General features: G+C 42.3%; 14 protein-coding genes. 8 read left to right on the top strand and 6 right to left on the bottom strand.

All coding sequences use genetic code 11. The features are described from left to right. Positions 1 to 57: 57 nt before the first annotated feature. Complete coding sequence (mutS, locus tag ACJ7Z2_RS02290; protein ID WP_409501097.1) at positions 58 to 2,661, top strand: DNA mismatch repair protein MutS; 2,604 nt, start codon at positions 58 to 60, stop codon at positions 2,659 to 2,661. A 204-nt stretch (positions 2,662 to 2,865) separates the two neighbouring features. Here the strand turns inward: mutS and ACJ7Z2_RS02285 are convergent, their stop codons facing one another. The 6 genes from ACJ7Z2_RS02285 to ACJ7Z2_RS02260 all read right to left on the bottom strand — a co-directional run bounded on the left by ACJ7Z2_RS02285 (position 2,866) and on the right by ACJ7Z2_RS02260 (position 9,549). Then, positions 2,866 to 4,317 carry a surface lipoprotein assembly modifier gene (locus ACJ7Z2_RS02285; RefSeq protein WP_409500660.1) on the bottom strand — a complete coding sequence of 484 codons (1,452 nt, stop codon included), beginning with the start codon at positions 4,315 to 4,317 and terminating at the stop codon, positions 2,866 to 2,868. 225 nt (positions 4,318 to 4,542) lie between these two features. Further along, positions 4,543 to 5,181, bottom strand: coding sequence for a bifunctional 4-hydroxy-2-oxoglutarate aldolase/2-dehydro-3-deoxy-phosphogluconate aldolase (locus ACJ7Z2_RS02280; RefSeq protein WP_409500659.1), 639 nt, complete (start codon positions 5,179 to 5,181; stop codon positions 4,543 to 4,545). Between the two features lie 76 nt (positions 5,182 to 5,257). Next, a complete protein-coding gene (locus tag ACJ7Z2_RS02275) occupies positions 5,258 to 6,205 on the bottom strand; it encodes a sugar kinase (RefSeq protein ID WP_409500658.1) in 948 nt (315 codons plus the stop codon). A 9-nt stretch (positions 6,206 to 6,214) separates the two neighbouring features. Beyond that, positions 6,215 to 7,618 carry a glucuronate isomerase gene (gene uxaC, locus ACJ7Z2_RS02270; protein WP_154703589.1) on the bottom strand — a complete coding sequence of 468 codons (1,404 nt, stop codon included), beginning with the start codon at positions 7,616 to 7,618 and terminating at the stop codon, positions 6,215 to 6,217. Positions 7,619 to 7,632: 14 nt separating this feature from the next. Next, entirely contained in the window at positions 7,633 to 8,478 is an 846-nt protein-coding gene (locus ACJ7Z2_RS02265; RefSeq protein WP_409500657.1) for an SDR family oxidoreductase, read from the bottom strand. Between the two features lie 72 nt (positions 8,479 to 8,550). Next, positions 8,551 to 9,549, bottom strand: a complete 999-nt coding sequence (locus ACJ7Z2_RS02260) for a TRAP transporter substrate-binding protein (protein WP_006251128.1) — start codon at positions 9,547 to 9,549, stop codon at positions 8,551 to 8,553. Between the two features lie 225 nt (positions 9,550 to 9,774). On the opposite strand from ACJ7Z2_RS02260, the gene ACJ7Z2_RS02255 reads away from it, so the two are divergent. The 7 genes from ACJ7Z2_RS02255 to ACJ7Z2_RS02225 all read left to right on the top strand — a co-directional run bounded on the left by ACJ7Z2_RS02255 (position 9,775) and on the right by ACJ7Z2_RS02225 (position 17,899). Then, the gene (locus ACJ7Z2_RS02255; RefSeq protein ID WP_032848867.1) at positions 9,775 to 10,266 is read left to right on the top strand and encodes a TRAP transporter small permease; all 492 of its coding nucleotides are present in this window, start codon (positions 9,775 to 9,777) and stop codon (positions 10,264 to 10,266) included. 16 nt (positions 10,267 to 10,282) lie between these two features. Further along, positions 10,283 to 11,584, top strand: a complete 1,302-nt coding sequence (locus ACJ7Z2_RS02250) for a TRAP transporter large permease (RefSeq protein ID WP_006251130.1) — start codon at positions 10,283 to 10,285, stop codon at positions 11,582 to 11,584. Between the two features lie 15 nt (positions 11,585 to 11,599). Continuing rightward, complete coding sequence (locus ACJ7Z2_RS02245; RefSeq protein WP_409500656.1) at positions 11,600 to 13,978, top strand: TIM-barrel domain-containing protein; 2,379 nt, start codon at positions 11,600 to 11,602, stop codon at positions 13,976 to 13,978. Positions 13,979 to 13,989: 11 nt separating this feature from the next. Beyond that, entirely contained in the window at positions 13,990 to 14,739 is a 750-nt protein-coding gene (locus ACJ7Z2_RS02240; RefSeq protein ID WP_006251132.1) for an FCD domain-containing protein, read from the top strand. Positions 14,740 to 14,757: 18 nt separating this feature from the next. Continuing rightward, positions 14,758 to 15,942, top strand: coding sequence for a mannonate dehydratase (gene uxuA / locus ACJ7Z2_RS02235; protein ID WP_409500655.1), 1,185 nt, complete (start codon positions 14,758 to 14,760; stop codon positions 15,940 to 15,942). 94 nt (positions 15,943 to 16,036) lie between these two features. After that, the gene (locus ACJ7Z2_RS02230) at positions 16,037 to 16,981 is read left to right on the top strand and encodes a hypothetical protein (RefSeq protein ID WP_409500654.1); all 945 of its coding nucleotides are present in this window, start codon (positions 16,037 to 16,039) and stop codon (positions 16,979 to 16,981) included. Positions 16,982 to 17,029: 48 nt separating this feature from the next. After that, positions 17,030 to 17,899 (top strand): DMT family transporter, encoded by an 870-nt coding sequence (locus ACJ7Z2_RS02225; RefSeq protein WP_409500653.1) that lies wholly within the window; start codon positions 17,030 to 17,032, stop codon positions 17,897 to 17,899. Positions 17,900 to 18,014 lie beyond the last annotated feature (115 nt).

The following is an 18,014-nucleotide window of genomic DNA, read 5'->3' as shown; positions in this document are numbered from 1 at the left end:
ATCCCTTGGTTGAATCTGTTAAACTAACGGTAATGATTTCTCACAATGAATAGACTGATGACACAAGATTTCTCCATCCACACGCCAATGATGCAACAGTATTTACAACTCAAAGCTCAAAATCCGGACATTCTGTTGTTTTACCGAATGGGGGATTTTTATGAGCTGTTTTATGATGATGCGAAACGAGCGGCAGCGTTATTGGATATTTCGCTCACTAAGCGAGGGCAATCTGCCGGTGAGCCGATTCCGATGGCGGGTGTGCCTTATCACGCCGTGGAGGGCTATTTGGCGAAATTGGTGGCGTTGGGGGAATCGGTAGCAATTTGTGAACAGATTGGCGACCCAGCAACCTCAAAAGGGCCGGTAGAACGCAAAGTGGTACGGATTGTTACGCCGGGAACAGTTAGCGATGAGGCATTGTTACCCGAACGCCAAGATAACTTTGTGGCGGCAGTTTACGAAGAAAAAGGCACCTTTGCGATTGCTACGCTAGATATGACCTCCGGGCGGTTTTTAATCAGTGAACTTGCCAGCAAAGAGGCGCTATCCGCCGAGTTACAACGTGTACAACCGGCAGAAATTCTGTATGCGGAAGATTTTTCCGCTGCCTCAATTTTAACGAATTACAAAGGGTTACGCCGCCGTCCGGTGTGGGAATTTGAGCTGGTAACGGCGATTCAGCTGCTAAATCGCCAATTCGGCACGCAAACACTTGCCGGATTTGGGGTGGAAAAAGCGGTAGTGGCACTTTGTGCTGCCGGCTGTGTCTTGCATTATGCCCAAGAAACGCAACGCACCGCTTTACCGCACATTAACGCAATTCATTTGGCACAACATAGCGATACTATTTTGCTCGATGCTGCCACCCGTCGTAATTTAGAATTGACCCAAAACTTAGCGGGTGGCACGGAAAACACACTTGCGGCGGTGCTAGATAAATGTGTGACCCCAATGGGAAGTCGCCTGCTCAAGCGTTGGATTCATCAGCCGATTCGGGATTGTGGCAAATTGCAAGCCAGACAACAAGCGATAGCAGCATTGATACAATATGAGAGAATGCCGGATTTACAGCCATTGTTGCAACAAGTTGGCGATATGGAGCGAATCCTTGCTCGAGTAGCGTTGCGTACGGCTCGCCCTCGTGATCTCACCCGACTACGCACGGCATTGGCTCAATTACCGGAAATTGCAAAAAATTCACAAAATCTGACCGCTAGTATCGATCAGCTTTTGGCTCAACTGGCGGATTTCAGCCAGTTGCACGATTTGCTGGAGCGGGCGATTATCGAAAACCCACCACAACTCATTCGTGATGGTGGTGTGATCGCAGAAGGTTACAATGCTGAGCTTGACGAATGGCGGCAACTTTCGGACGGGGCAACGCAATATCTGGAAAATTTGGAGATCAGAGAACGTGAAAGCACCGGCATTGATTCGCTGAAAATCGGCTTTAATGCGGTTCACGGCTATTACATTCAGATCAGCCAAGGGCAAGCACACAAAGCCCCGATTCACTATGTTCGCCGCCAAACGCTCAAAAATGCGGAGCGGTATATTATCCCTGAGCTGAAAACTTACGAAGACAAAGTGCTGAAAGCAAAAGGGGCATCGCTCGCCCTTGAAAAACAGCTTTATGATGAACTGTTTGATGTGTTAATGCCTCGCTTAGGCGAATTGCAATTAGCGGCGATGGTGCTGTCTGAACTTGATGTCTTAACCAACCTTGCCGAGCGAGCTGATAGTTTAGGCTATGTTTGCCCGAGCTTTAGCCCGATGCGAATGGTGAATATCAAAGGCGGCAGACACCCGGTGGTGGAGCAGGTTTTAACCGAACCGTTTATTGCCAATCCTGTATTTCTGAACTCTCAACGACATTTATTGATTGTAACCGGCCCGAATATGGGCGGTAAAAGCACCTATATGCGACAAATTGCCCTGATTACGCTGATGGCTTATATCGGCAGTTTTGTGTCGGCAGAAAGTGCGGAAATCGGCCCGATTGACCGCATTTTCACCCGTATTGGGGCAAGCGATGATTTAGCCTCTGGTCGCTCAACCTTTATGGTGGAAATGACCGAAATGGCGAATATTCTGCATCAAGCCACCGAAAACAGCCTTGTGCTGATTGATGAAATCGGGCGAGGCACTTCTACCTATGACGGCTTATCACTGGCGTGGGCGTGTGCCGAATGGCTGGCGAAGAAAACGCAATCTCTAACGCTATTCGCCACGCATTACTTTGAGCTAACAGGACTGCCAAATCAGCTTAAAGGTGTGGCAAATGTGCATTTAGATGCGAGAGAACATAATGACACTATCGCCTTTATGCACTCGGTACAAGAAGGGGCTGCAAGCAAAAGTTACGGCTTGGCGGTGGCGGCATTGGCGGGCGTACCAAAGCAAGTGATTCAACTGGCAAAACAGCGTTTGGCACATTTGGAGGAAATCTCCCACCAAACCAAACAAGCAAACGAACACCCACAAGCGGATTTACTGTTTTCCGATGGTTTTGATTTGCAAAAAAATGAAGCAATTCAACCGCTTGTAGCAGTAGAAAGTGAAGTCGAGAAAGCCTTAAAAGCCCTTCAGCCTGATGAACTTACCCCAAGACAGGCATTAGATGAATTGTATCGGTTGAAGAAGTTGTTAAGTAGTTGAGTGTGAAACAATCACCCCTTAAAACCAGGCTTATCAGGTTCTAAATGTAGGGACGCCACGCTGGCGTCCGTGCGGAACGTCATTCACGCTTAATTGTTGGAATTGACATCGTTGCGGACGCCAGCGTGGCGTCCCTACACACAAGCATTATTCCTTGTTTTTAGAACCTGACAACCTTACCTTTTAAAACAGGGGCTATTTTGTTTAGAACGTATGTGAAAACTCAATATAGACACGGTTTTTGTCATAACTATAGAAGCTATGATTGCTTTTTACCTTATTATATTGCCACGTTAAGCGAGGGGTGATGCCTTTAAAATGCAAGGCTCTGTGCCAGATGCTGGCTTGCACGCCATATTCACGGTTATGTTGCGTAATTTGGAAAATCGGCATGGGTGCACGGTATTGTTTACGGGCGTAGCTGGCACTTAATTGGGTAGAAAGCCCGTTCTTCCACTCTTGTCCCCAACCAATAGAAACGCCTCGGCGAATAAAGCTATCATCTAAATCACGGGTGCTGGTGCGATTAAAATTCGCCCCCACAAACCAATATTGCTGACTGTTCGGGTAAAAATAGAGGCTTGGTGAGATAAAATGATAGTTGCCGTCTAAATGTTGGCGGCGGGTATAACGCTGTTCCGCATATTCATAAGTAATAGCGGATTGCCACTGCGGGGTAATCCAATATTGCCAACGGGCATTCACACCACCTGCGTTGGAGTAACGTTTGGTACTTTCGGTTTGGCTTGAGCCGCCTGCATACCACGTCTGTTCAAAAAACGGCAACAAAGTGATTTTTTGTTTTGCATTTTGATAACCCAAGCCGAGGCTTTCTCTGAGCGAATATTCGTTATATTTTTTGTTGTTCCAGTAATATTTGCCGTTTCCGTTTAAACGAAACTCGTGGAAGAAACCATTACCCCAAGACCACTTTTTATCCGCCTCAAGGTAAAATCCGACCCCTTGGGCAGATTCTTTTTTCGGTGCAGTCCAGTTGCCATAGGTTGTGCCTGCATTTGGGGCATTGTTGATATTCGGGTCATTCAAATAGGTTAAGCCGCCTTGAAAACTCCATTGATCTTGCTTGCCAATCACCTCCAAATAGCTATTGACCGCATTTGCAATTTCTTGCGGTAATTTGTCCGCTTGTAACTTATAAAATTGAGCCTCTGCTGCCTCATTCTCCCGATTTTCAAACAATGCAACCGCTAATTGCATACGAATTGGCTGATTTTCAGGATATTTTGCCAATAACTGACGGTAGCCTTTTATTGCCTCTGAATAATTTTGTTTTGCTTTAGCACTGACTGCCTCCGCCCATTGTACAACTTCGCTGTTTTGTTCACTGGCGGGTAATTGTTGATAAATAGGCAGTAAGAATTGAACATTCTCAGTGTGGTTAGTGACCAACGCAGTTAGCATTGCCGAGTTGAGCAACTCAGGCTGTTGAAGCAGCTGTTGGCTTGAAATAGAGATCGATTGCCGGTGAGCCTGTGCATTAACCGCTTGTGGTTTGGCTTGAGGTTCAGGTTTTTCTAATTTAGGGTTTTCCTGCATTCGCTGGTTATCCATTTTTTCTTGAAGTTGAGCCGGTGTGGTTTCCGCAAATGCCAGGTTTGAGGTAAGGATTAAAAGCGTTGAGACTATTTTTTTCATAAAGCTATCTTTTATTTGAATAGAAAAGGCTATTTTTCAATAGCCTTTAGTGAAGAGTTTTGAGGTTGTTTTGCTATATTTTTCATTAAGTTAAATATATATAGCTTTAAATATACCTACTATATGCTACTAAATAAAGTATGCAATATTTGTTATGCTTTGTAAATAAGAGGAAAGAGATCCATTTTGGGTAGAAAATAGCTCATTGCTTGGAACTTTAAATGGTTATTTCACCAACTCAACCACTTCCTTCGTCAATTTCCCAATCTCCGCCCATTTCTGCGCTTTAATCAGGGATTTATCCACAAACCAAGAGCCGCCGCAGGCGACCACATTTGGAATCGCAAGGTAGTCGTTGATGTTTTGCGGTGAAATACCGCCGGTCGGCATAATCTGTAAGTTGCCGTAAGGGCCGAGCAGGGCTTTAATCATTTTCACGCCGCCGCTTGCTTCAGCAGGGAAAAATTTGACCGCTTGTATGCCGAGTTCGAGGGCAGCTTCAATCGCCATCGGGTTATTCACGCCCGGTGTAACAGGTAAACCTAACTCTTGGCAATATTTGACGATAGTAGGATTAAACCCCGGGGTCACAATGCAATCAGCCCCTGCGTTTTTGGCAGCAAGGACTTGCTCTTTGGTTAGCACCGTGCCGGCAGCGATTAACACTTCCGGATAGTGTTGGTGAACCAGCTTAATCGCCTCTTCGGCGGCTTCCGAGCGGAAAGTGATTTCCACCACCGGCAAGCCGTTTTCGGAAAGGGTTTTCGCCAGCGGTAAGATATCTTCTGCTTTATCCAGTGCAATCACGGGAACAACTTTCAGTTGTCTTAATTTTTCGATGATTTGTTCGGTGGTATAACGCATTTCTAGCCTCACTATGTTCTATTGCAAGCGGCCGCTTTTGTAAAAAATTTTGCAAATTTAACCGCTTGTCTGTTATTTACATTGATTGTTCAAACTGCAGTTTTAGATGAGCAGTGGCGGATTTGGCAATAATCGCCCCTTTGTGCTGAATGACGATACCGGCAACGGCATTTCCTTGTTGGCAACAGGTAACGACATCTTTACCCAATAAGTAACCGTTAAGGAAGCCGGCATTAAAGGAATCGCCGGCGGAAGTGGTATCGACCACCTTCTCTACCGCAACGGTCGGCACAAAAGTCTGCTTCCCGTTTTGCAACACCGTTGCCCCCAGCGAGCCTTGTTTCACCACAATGGTGTGAATGCCATATTGAGCTAGACGGTCAAAGGTGGCTTGCTCATTCATATCACCCCAAAGGAGCTGCTCATCATCAAATGTAACGAGAGCTAAATCGACTAATTGCAACAGCTCGGCATAGTGAGCTTGGGCAGCAGCCACACTTTCCCACAGTTTCGGGCGATAATTGCTGTCAAAGGCGATTTTCACCCCTTGGGTTTTCAGCTCACGCAACTGTGCAATCAGCAAAGTGCGGTCGTTTTCCGGCAAGATGGCGAGGCTGATACCGCTCAAGTAAACCATATCCACCCCGTGTAACGCCGAGAGTGCTTTTGGATAGTCGGGGTGTTGCAACAAATAACGGGCGGCAGATTGATTTCGCCAATAGAGGAACGTCCGCTCGCCCTGCTTATCCAACTGAATCAGATACAGCCCCGGCTGACGGTGCTCGTCACGCAACACAAAATCCGTGTTGATATTATCCGCCTGCCACGCCGCTAACATTCCCTGACTGAGCTTATCCGTGCCGAGAGCGGAGAGATAACGCACCTCAATTTGTTCAGGCGAACTCACCCGAGCCAAATAGGTAGCGGTGTTGAGCGAATCCCCACCATAGGTCTGGTACATCTCCCCAAACGGCTCTCCATTTAACTCAATCATACATTCACCAAGAATGGCGAGTTTTTTCATAGCTATCTCCTATTTGAAATAACCTTTGGCATTGTCATAGCAAATATTTTTCACCATATTGCCCAGTAAGTTGAGATCGTTTGGTGCCTCACCCCGCTCAACCCAGCCACCAATCATTTCGCAAAGAATACGGCGGAAGTATTCGTGGCGGGTGTAAGATAAGAAGCTACGGGAATCGGTGAGCATTCCAACAAATTGACTGAGCAAGCCTAATTGTGACAGTTGTTGCAGTTGGCGTTCCATTCCGTCTTTCTGATCATTGAACCACCAGCCTGAGCCAAATTGGATTTTGCCAGCAATGCCGCCGGTTTGGAAATTTCCGATCATACTGCCGAGCATTTCGTTATCACGCGGATTTAAGCAATATAAAATGGTTTTTGGAAGTTGATCGGTTTGATCCATACTGTCTAATAAACGGGAGAGCGGTTCGGCAAAAGTGCGGTCGCCAATGGAATCAAATCCGCTGTCTGCCCCGAGCAGCTTAAACATACGGCTGTTGTTATTGCGGATTGCCCCAATGTGCATTTGCATCACCCAGTTGCGTTTGTGGTATTCCGTGCCTAACCAGACTAACAACGCCGTACTGAATTGTGCGATTTCCTCTTCTGCAAGCGGTTGATTTTGCAATCTTTTTTGCAAAATATGGGTAAGTTTTGTTTCATCAGGAATGGAAGCAAAACGCACGATTTCAATGCCGTGATCGGCGGATTTACACCCCTGCTGATCGAAATGTTCAATGCGTTTTAGTAGTGCCTGCTTTAATTTATCGAAAGTGTTGATGTCAATATCAGCGACTTTACCAAGTTGCTCAACGTAGTCATTAAACAGCGGCAGTTCGATTTTAAATGCTCTGTCAGGTCGGAAACTTGGCACAACCTCAATGTCAAAGGTGTTATCTTCTGCAATCGCTTTGTGGTATTCCAAAGAATCAATCGGGTCATCAGTGGTGCCGACTAATTTCACATTCATCTGTTTCATAATGCCGCGGGCGGAAAACTCAGGCTGTTGCAGTAATGCTTTGCCTTGATGCCAAATTTTTTCTGCGGTTTCTGGTGAAAATAACGTGTTGGTAATCCCAAACGGACGGCGAAGTTCTAAATGTGTCCAATGGTAAATCGGGTTGCCGATACATTTTGGCATAGTTTGTGCAAAGGCTAAGTATTTGCTGTATTTATCGGCATCACCCGTAATCAAACGCTCTTCCACACCGGCAGAACGCATTGCCCGCCATTTGTAGTGATCACCTTCCAGCCAGATTTCGGCTAAATCGTTAAATTGGCGATTTTCTGCAATTTCTTTTGGGTTTAAATGGCAGTGGTAGTCAAAAATCGGCTGATCTTTGGCATAGTCGTGATAGAGCTTTTGTGCCGTTGGGGTTGAGAGTAAAAAGTCTTCACATAAAAATTGTTTCATACCAACCTCTTAGGCTATACACCACTATAAGCAGAGAAACCACCATCTACAGGCACAATCACACCGTTTACGAAACTGGAGTATTGGCTATCCACTAAGAAGAGCAATGCACCAAGTAATTCTTCCGGTTCACCAAAACGTCCCATCGGAGTATTAGTGAGAATTTTATTGGCACGAGCCGTTGGATTGCCTTCGCTGTCAAAGAGTAAGCCTCGATTTTGGTTGCTGACTAAGAAACCGGGGGCAATAGCATTACAGCGAATACCGACTTTAGAGAAGTAAACCGCAAGCCATTGGGTAAAGTTGCTGATGGCGGCTTTAGCTCCGGAATAGGCAGGAATTTTTGTTAGCGGTGTGTAGGCGTTCATACTTGAAATATTGACAATATTTGCGCCTGCTTTACCAATCATATCTTTTGCGAAAACTTGGGTTGGTAATAATGTGCCTAAGTAGTTGAGATTAAATACAAATTCAATACCGGATTTATCTAATTCAAAGAACGATTTTGTGCTGTCGGCTAAATCTAAAGTGTGAAATTCATTATCAGTGGTTGCTTTAGGGCTATTACCACCGGCACCATTAATTAAAATATCGCAAGTGCCGAAATCTGCTGCAATTTGGTCTCGTACTGCTTTAATGTTATCTAATTCTAAGACATTCGTTTGGTAGGCTTTGGCTGTACCGCCTTGTGCGTTGATTTCATCAGCGACTTTTTGTGCAGAGTCTAAATTAAGATCAAGTAATGCCACTTTTGCTTTAGTTTTCGCTAATTCTTTGGCTAAGAATGCACACAAAACACCACCGGCACCGGTAACAACAATGACTTTATCTTGTAAGTTGTGATTTTTTGCAATATCCATAATCTGTCCTTTCTATCTGGTTATAAAGATCTATTGCTACCCACAGGTAGCAATAGAACGATTGATTGACCACTATTTTGCGGCAGGAGCAAGTGCATCGATTTTTTCAACCAATCCACCAATGACCGGATTGGCTTTTGCTTCATCTTTCATCGGTTTGGTTGCATCAATAAATGGTTGTTTTTCAACGGTGATAAATTCAACGCCCATTTGCTCTTGTGCTTTTTTCTTCTCTTCGGCAATCATTTTTGCCCATAACTCTTTATGAGACATCATTGAATTATCTGCGGCCGTTTTAAGGGCTTTTTGTTGTTCAGGTGTTAATTTAGCCCAAGTCTTTTCACTAATGAGTAGCACATCAGGAATCATTGTATGTTCATCTTGGCTGAAGATTTTTGATACTTCACCGTGACGAGCCAATGTTAATGCGGTTTCATTGTTTTCTGCTGCATCAACCACTTTTTGTTGTAATGCGGTGTAGAGTTCGCCATAGGCTAGTGGGGTTGCTGAACCACCAAGAAGTTCCATCATCTTGACTGCACTTGGGCTTGGCTGAACACGCACTTTTAAGCCTTTTAAGTCTGCCGGTGTTTTAATCGCTTTATTGGCGTAGAAACTACGGGCGCCACCATCATAGTAGGTTAAACCGATAAATCCTTTTCCTTTAGAGGCTTCCAAGATTTTTTGACCGACTTCCGGATCTTTTAATGCTGTGTAGTAGTGATCGACATTTTGGAATAGATAAGGAATGTTAAATGCACCATAAGTCGGTTCAAATGATTCCATTTCACTGGCGTTTGATTTTGCCATATCGAGCGAACCTGCTTGTAGTAATTCAATCGATTCACGTTGAGTACCTAATTGGCTGTTCGGATAAACACGAATGACGACTTCTCCATTGGTTAATTCTTTGACTTCATCCGCCATTTTTTGCATTGAAATATGAACAGGGTGTGTTTTGTCGTTATTGTGATTTAGCTTTAACGTGGTTTTTGCTGAGGCAGAAAAGGCTAATCCCAGAGATAATGCGGTGGCTAATGAAGCTGAAAGAAGGGTTTTTCTCGTGAACATATATGTTCTCCTTACTAAGTTGGAAATGTGGAACCTGCAATTCATTGTTACTGCATTGACTGAATTGTTGACTTATCATACAAAGCGATCTTGAACATATCAAACCAATTTTGCTAAATTTGTGAACCAGATCACAAAATCAACAAAGAATTATTGCTAAAAAAGCCAGAAAACAGCAGAATTGGTTCACCAATTTAGGTTTTTCTGTTTCAAAAGAGAGGTCGTATGGATAGTTTTGTTTTAAAAATTGATAAAATTTTATCTACGTTATGCGTTGTCATTAGCATTTTGCTTGTAGGTTGCGTGGTATGGCAGGTCTTTTCTCGCTTTATTTTAAAAGCACCAAGCGTATATACCGATGAGCTGGCACGTTTTTCATTTATTTGGGTAGGTTTGATTGGTGCTGCTTATGCGTTTGGTCAGAAAAAGCATTTAGCCATCGATTTGTTGGCAACGAAATTGGAATCCTCACCGGATAAATTAAAACGCTTACATTTTGTCGTTAATCTGATCAGTTTATGTTTTATTGTGCTGATTATGTGCTATGGCGGTGTGAAGTTAGTGAATGATACTATCAATGCCGGTCAGGTCTCGCCTGTTTTAGGTGTACAGATGGGGTTGATTTATAGTGCTATTCCATTAAGCGGCTTTTTTATGTTGGTTTATGTTATTCGTGACTTATTTGCGATAGCAAAACCTGTCCCTTCATTACATTAATTTAGGAGAACGTATTATGGAATGGTCTGTCGTTCTTGTACTTTGTACCACCTTCTTCCTTTTTCTATTCATTGGTGTACCAATTTCTTTTTCGATTGGCTTAGCCTCTCTACTGACGGTGATGATGTCAATTCCGTTTGATGCGGCAATTACCGTTATTACGCAAAAAATGGCATCAGGTTTAGATAGCTTCTCTCTACTTGCCATTCCATTCTTTATTCTTGCCGGCAATATTATGAATAGAGGTGGGATTGCATTACGTTTGATTGAATTTGCAAAAGTGATTGGCGGTCGTTTACCCGGTTCACTGGCTCACGTTAATGTGCTGGCAAATATGATGTTTGGTTCCATCTCAGGCTCGGCAGTGGCATCAGGGGCGGCAATGGGCGGTATTATGTCACCATTGCAAAGAAAGGAAGGTTACGATCCTGCGTTTTCTGCTGCGGTAAACATTGCCTCTTGCCCAACGGGTTTGCTTATTCCGCCGAGTAATACATTTATTGTGTATTCATTGGTCACGGGAGGAACATCAATAGGGGCTTTATTCTTGGCAGGTTATATACCGGGCATTTTAATGGGGCTATCCATTATGCTTATCATCGGTTATATCGCTAAGAAACGGAATTATCCGGTGTCGCCAAAACCCACAAAATCAGAAGTGATTAAGAAAACGTTAGACGCCTTGCCTAGCCTCGGGTTAATCGTGGTGATTATGGGGGGTATTATCGGCGGTATTTTCACTGCTACTGAAGCTTCGGCATTTGCGGTTGTTTATACCTTAGTTCTGGCGGTGCTGATTTATCGAGAAGTCTCCATTAAAGAATTGCCGAAAGTGATTTTAGATTCGGTTGTAACTACCGCAATCGTACTACTTTTAATTGGCACCTCAATGGGAATGTCTTGGGTGATGGCAAATGCCGATATTCCTTATACGATCAGTGACGGCCTACTTGCCATTTCAGATAATCCCATTGTGATTTTATTAATCATCAACATTATTTTACTTATTGTTGGTGTATTTATGGATATGACACCGGCACTGCTTATCTTTACCCCGATTTTCTTCCCTATTGTGACTGATTTAGGTATGGATCCGGTACATTTCGGGATTTTAATGGCGTTCAACTTATCCATCGGTATTTGTACTCCTCCGGTTGGTAGTGCCTTATTTATTGGTTGCTCCGTAGGCGGTGTGAAAATTAATCAAGTGATTAAACCGTTATTACCTTTCTATACTGCATTAATCTTAGCATTGCTATTAGTGACTTATGTTCCTTCATTAAGTCTTGCCTTGCCACAACTTTTATTGGGTTATTAAATCGAGGGATTTCACGTGAAAACATTAAAAAATTGGCAGTTTATTAAAAACGAAAATAACCGAATAGATATTCAGTGTGAGCGAGGTGTTGGATTACATATTTTTGTCTTAGAACAGGGTATGTTTCGAGTGGCTTTTACTCGTAATAACGAATTTAAAGTGCCTGCAACCTGGGCAATTAGCCCTAATCAGGCGGATATCCAATGGGAAGGGCGGAACAAATGGTCTGTGGACGGTTTTGCTTTACCCGATTATGAAATTAAAGCCTTTGCAAATTTTTTGGAAATTTCGACCGCTTGTTTAAAAGTGATTGTTCATCAACCGCTTTATTTGGAATGGCAATATAAGGCAGATAATGAATGGAAAACCTTTGCATCAGATCGCAAAACCGGTGCTTATTTATTTGGGATTTCTAACACTAATGTGACCCACTATTTAAATCGCCATCTTAATGAACAGTATTATGGTTTAGGCGAAAAAACGGGTAACTTAAACCGCCACGGTCGCCGCTTTGAAATGCGTAATATTGATGCAATGGGATATAACGCAGAGTCTATGGATCCGCTTTATAAGCATATTCCGTTTTATATCACGCACGCAGAAGAGGTTAGCTACGGTATTTATTATGATAACTTAGCTCCGTGTTGGTTTGTGCTGGGTAGCGAAATTGATAACTACCACGCTTATTACCGAAATTACAAAGCAGAAGATGGAGACCTAGATTACTATATGATTTTAGGTCCTCAAATCCTTGATGTGACTAAAAAATATACTCAACTTACCGGTGGTACTATTTTCGGACCTCGTTGGAGTTTAGGTTATAGCGGTTCAACAATGAGCTATACCGATGCACCAGATGCACAAGAACAGCTGAAAAAATTTGTGGATTTATGTCGTGAACATAATATTCCGTGTGATTCATTCCAGTTATCCTCCGGCTATACTTCGATTAACGGTAAACGCTATGTGTTTAACTGGAATTACGACAAAGTGCCGCAGCCAAAATTAATGAGTCAGTATTTTTCTGATGCAGGAATGCACTTAGCTGCCAATATAAAACCTTGTTTGTTGCAAGATCACCCTCGCTACGATGAAGTTGCCGAGAAAAGCTTGTTTATTCAGGATTCGGAATCTGATAACCCGGAACGTTCAATGTTTTGGGACGATGAAGGCTCGCACTTAGATTTCACTAATCCGGCAACAGTGGCGTGGTGGAAAGCCAATGTGAAATCACAGTTGCTGGAAATGGGCATTAGCTCAACTTGGAATGATAATAACGAGTTTGAGGTTTGGGACGATTATGCTAAATGCCATTTCTTCGGTAAAGGGTTGCCGGTGAAGTTAATTCGTCCACTTCAACCCTTGCTGATGATGAAAGCCTCTTTTGAAGCTCAACAAGAGTTTGCACCGAATACTCGCCCTTATTTGATTTCTCGTTCGGGTTCAACCGGAATGAATCGCTATGTACAGACGTGGTCAGGTGACAACCGTACCAGCTGGCATACCTTAAAATATAATATCAAAATGGGCTTAGGAATGAGTTTGTCAGCCCTTTATAACGTTGGACACGATGTAGGCGGTTTTTCCGGTAATAAGCCTGATCCAGAATTATTTGTTCGTTGGGTTCAAAATGGAGTAATGCACCCTCGTTTTACTATCCACTCTTGGAACGATGATAAAACGGTGAATGAGCCTTGGATGTATCCTGAGGTGACGAATATTATCCGAGATACGATTCAGCTACGTTATCGCTTAATGCCATATATCTATAACTTATTATGGTTAGCACATAAACACGCAGAACCAATGCTACGCCCAACCTTTTTAGATCACGAAAATGATGCAAACACCTTTGCTGAAAATGATGATTACTTATTCGGCAGAGATTTATTAGTGGCTTCTGTGGTGGAGGCTGGGCAACGTAAACGTGAGGTCTATTTACCTTGTAATTATACGGGTTGGTATGATTTTTATACTCACCAATGGTACTATGGCGGTGAGAACGTGACGGTTGATGCACCGTTGGAACGTATTCCTTTATTCCTAAGAGCAGGTTCTATTATCCCACTAGGTTTAAAAGGGCGAGCCAATACATTAACCGATGATTATCGTGAATTATTAATTATGCCGTTTATTGATCAAGGCAAAACCAACCTCTCTATTTTTGATGATGATGGTGTCAGTTTTGATTATTTAAGCGGTAAACATTTAACCTTAGACATTGAGTTAATTTGTACCAATCAAACGATTCAAATCAATTTAACCAAAACAGGTCATTATGAGCCACAGTATAAAGAATGGGTCTTTAGATTGCCTCATAAGGAACAACGCCGATTAATCATAAACGGTAAACCTGTTGAAGATGGCTATGTATTACCCATTACAGATATTTAATAGAAGGCATTATGGCAGCGGAAGATCTACGCTCTTATAAAAAAATCGGGCAAGAATTAAAAGCAGAATTATTAAGTGGTGCATACAAAGTAGGGGATAAATTACCGCCAGAGCGTGATTTATCTAATTACTTTAATGTCAGCCGTACCGTTATTCGTGAAGCACTGATTATGCTTGAGCTGGAAAATTTAATTGAAGTGCGTAAAGGCTCAGGTGTTTATGTGATTAATTTACCCAAATCAAATGCTGAGGAAACGGAAGAGTTGCCTGATGTTGGTCCTTTTGAACTGTTGCAAGCAAGGCAGCTATTGGAAAGTAGTATTGCCGAGTTCGCTGCTATTCAAGCCACTCGGGCAGATGTTTTACACTTAAAAGAGATTTTAGAGCGTGAACGCAGAACCTTAGAACACGGTGATGAAGATTATGTTGCAGATGAAGATTTTCATAAAGCGATTGCTGAAATAACGCAAAATGAAGTGATTATCCGTATGCAAAAAGATTTATGGGAGTATCGAACCAATAGCCCGATGTGGAAAGGGTTACATTCACATATTCCCGATCAAAGTTACCGCACGTTATGGTTAAAAGATCACGAAAATATTATTGCGGCAATACAGCGTAAAGATCCTGTATTGGCACGAAAAATGATGTGGCAGCATTTGGAAAATGTGAAACAAAAACTGTTTGAATTATCGGATTTAGATGATCCGAATTTTGATGGTTATCTGTTTAATGTTAGCCCTTTGGCTGTCAATTTTTAATTAGATAAGGAGTTTACGATGGAACAAGCATGGCGTTGGTATGGACCAAATGATCCAGTATCTTTAGATGATGTAAGACAAGCAGGGGCAACGGGGATTGTGACAGCGTTGCACCATATTCCCAACGGGCAGGTGTGGTCGGTTGAGGAAATTAATAAACGTAAGGCATTATTAGCTGAAAAAGGGCTGGTTTGGTCGGTGGTAGAAAGTGTGCCTGTTCACGAAGAAATCAAAACTCAAACAGGCAACTATCAGCAATGGATTGATAACTATAAGCAAACCTTGCGTAATTTGGCAAGCTGTGGGATTGATACGGTTTGCTATAACTTTATGCCGGTGCTAGATTGGACTCGTACCGATCTGGAGTATGAAATGCCTGACGGCTCAAAAGCATTACGTTTTGACCAAGTGGCTTTTGCCGCGTTTGAGTTATATATCTTAAAACGTCCGGGAGCGGACGCAACTTACTCATCAGCAGAACAAGCCGAAGCCAAAGCCTATTTTGAGCAGATGAGCGAAGCTGATATTGCAAAATTAACCAAAAATATCATTGCCGGTTTGCCGGGGTCTGAGGAAGGTTATACGCTCGAGGAATTCCAAGCACAGCTTGACCGCTATAAAGGGATCTCGGCTGAAAAATTCCGCACACATTTAGCTTATTTCTTAAATGAGATTGTGCCGGTTGCACAAGAAGTGGGCATTCGTATGGCAATTCACCCTGACGATCCACCACGCTCGATTTTAGGCCTGCCACGCATTGTTTCAACCATAGAGGATATGCAATGGTTTGTGGAAACTCAACCGCTTGCAGCCAATGGTTTCACGTTCTGTACCGGTTCATACGGTGTATTAGCTGAGAATGATTTGGTTAAAATGGCAGAGCAGTTTGCAGATCGTATTTATTTTGCCCACTTACGAGCCACCCAACGTGAAGAAAATCCACAAAGCTTCCACGAGGCGGATCATCTTGCCGGAGATGTCGATATGTTTGGCGTGGTGAAAGCGTTACTTACCGAAGAATATCGCCGTAAGGCAAATGGCGATCACCGCTTAATTCCAATGCGTCCGGATCACGGCCATCAAATGCTCGATGATCTGAAGAAAAAAACCAACCCGGGCTATTCTGCGATTGGTCGTTTAAGAGGATTAGCGGAGTTCCGAGGATTGGAGTTGGCGTTAAAAAGAGTGTATTTTGATGATTAATTAAAGTATAGAGGTATTAAGATATATTGTCTTAATACCTTTTATTTTGGGGCTATACCGATAGCGAATAATATTTAATTAAAAGGAGATTCTTATGAAGAAATCGTATCAGTTATTATCATTACTTTCTATAATGTCATTACCTGCATTGGCTGCGGATAACCTGACTTATGATAAGCCGGTTTTACACAATTTGGAAAAGGGAAACCTTGAATATTTTATTCAAGGAAAAGGTGGAGCTGGTGAGAAAAATAATCAAATTTGTGAAGATGGATTATTTTTCAATGATCATTATCTAGCTGTCTTTGATGGTGCTACGGATAAATCGGGCAAGAAATATGACGGTAAAAAAGGAGGTAGAGTTAGCAGAGATATCATCCAAGAAGTATTCCAATCTTTGCCTGCCGGAACAGATAAAGAAAAAATTTTAGCATTGATTAATGAGAAATTTAGCGAGTTTTATGCAAAAAATCCGGATGTGGATTTTAAAAATACTCCTCACTTTCGACCAACAGCAACATTAATTTGGTATGATTTTACTCAAAATGAGTTAGTTGCAATTGGTGATTCAAAAGCACGTATTGACAATGTGAAATACAATGATGAAGGAAAATATGTTGATGAATTAAATAGTGCTTTACGTGTCAAGATTTTAAAAGATTTAAAGCTCTCTAATGAACAGATTGAAGAAAATGATATCGGGCGTTTCTATATTATGCCGTTATTAACTCGCCAATCTGAATTTCAAAATAACCCTAATGCACCTAAAGCATTCCAATACTGGGCGATAGATGGGTTTGAAATTCCGAAAGAGGCTTTAAAAGTTTGGAAATTTGATAAGACACCAAAAGTTATCGAGCTTTCTTCAGATGGCTATGAGACTTATCCAGAAGAAGTCTCTATCGAAGCATATGAAAAAGCACTAGAATATCAGTTAAAAACAGATCCATTAAGAATAGATAACCCTTCAACTAAGGGTGTAGCCAAAGGGAATTACACTTTTGACGATAGAGCAGTATTAATTTATCGCTCAAAATAGCTAAAATAAAGGCTAGTTTATTGCTAGCCTTTGTTTTCAGGATTCTTTATGTTCAAAAAATATTTCGGCGAAATAATCCTTTTTCTCGTTACCTTTATTGCTGCAGCGGGTTGGTTTTTCTCTAAGCATGCTTTGGTGGGATTACCGCCTATTGGTTTTATGGGAGGACGTTTTATATTAGCCTCTTTGATTCTTCTGCCTTTTTCTTATCGAGAGCTGTATTGTTTAGATAAGGTTCAAGTTAAATATTCGGTGATTACTGGTCTTACTTACGGAATTTATACTATTTTTTGGGTATTGGGGCTGGCTTTTAGTACAGTGTTTGGTGAAGGGGCTTTTTTGGTGAGCCTTGCGATGCTGATTGCTCCTTTGCTCTCTTGGTTGATATTCAAACATACGCCACCGAAGATTTTTTGGTTAGCCTTACCCATTGCATTAAGTGGGCTTTACTTTCTTTCTGCCGAGAAAGGCATCTTTCATTTTTCCCTAGGCAGTACGATTTTTCTGGTGTCATCAGTGTTTGGGGCGTTATATTTTGTGTTAAATAATCAATATGCCAAACAAGTCCCATTGTTTCCTTTAATTACCATTCAATTGGCGATGGTTGGTGCGGTCTGTAGCTTGTATTCCTATTTTATGGAAACTTGGCATTTCCCGATTCCCACTGAAGTGTGGTTCTGGTTTGCCGCAAGTGTATTGATTGCGACAAATTTACGTTTTTTAATGCAAACACTGGGGCAAAAATATTGCCATATTGGTACTTCTGCACTCATTATGTTACTTGAGCCGGTTTGGACATTGTTATTGAGCGTGATGTTATTGGGGGAACAACTTAGTGCGACAAAATGGCTAGGTTGCAGCTTGATTTTGATAGCATTGATTATTTATCGACTCCCTATTCTACGACTCAAAAAATAGGTAAAACAAAAGCAAATATGCCATAGTATTGGAAGCAGTTAGGCATTTTAGAGTAAGTAACAAGCGGTCATTTTTGCAAAAAATCTTGCAAAAATGACCGCTTTCTTTCTTTTAT

Source organism: Mannheimia glucosida, from assembly GCF_046267875.1.
Classification (GTDB): Bacteria; Pseudomonadota; Gammaproteobacteria; order Enterobacterales; family Pasteurellaceae; genus Mannheimia; species Mannheimia glucosida.
The sequence above is the reverse complement of the archived record's forward strand: the minus strand, read 5'-3'. Positions and strand labels throughout refer to the sequence as shown.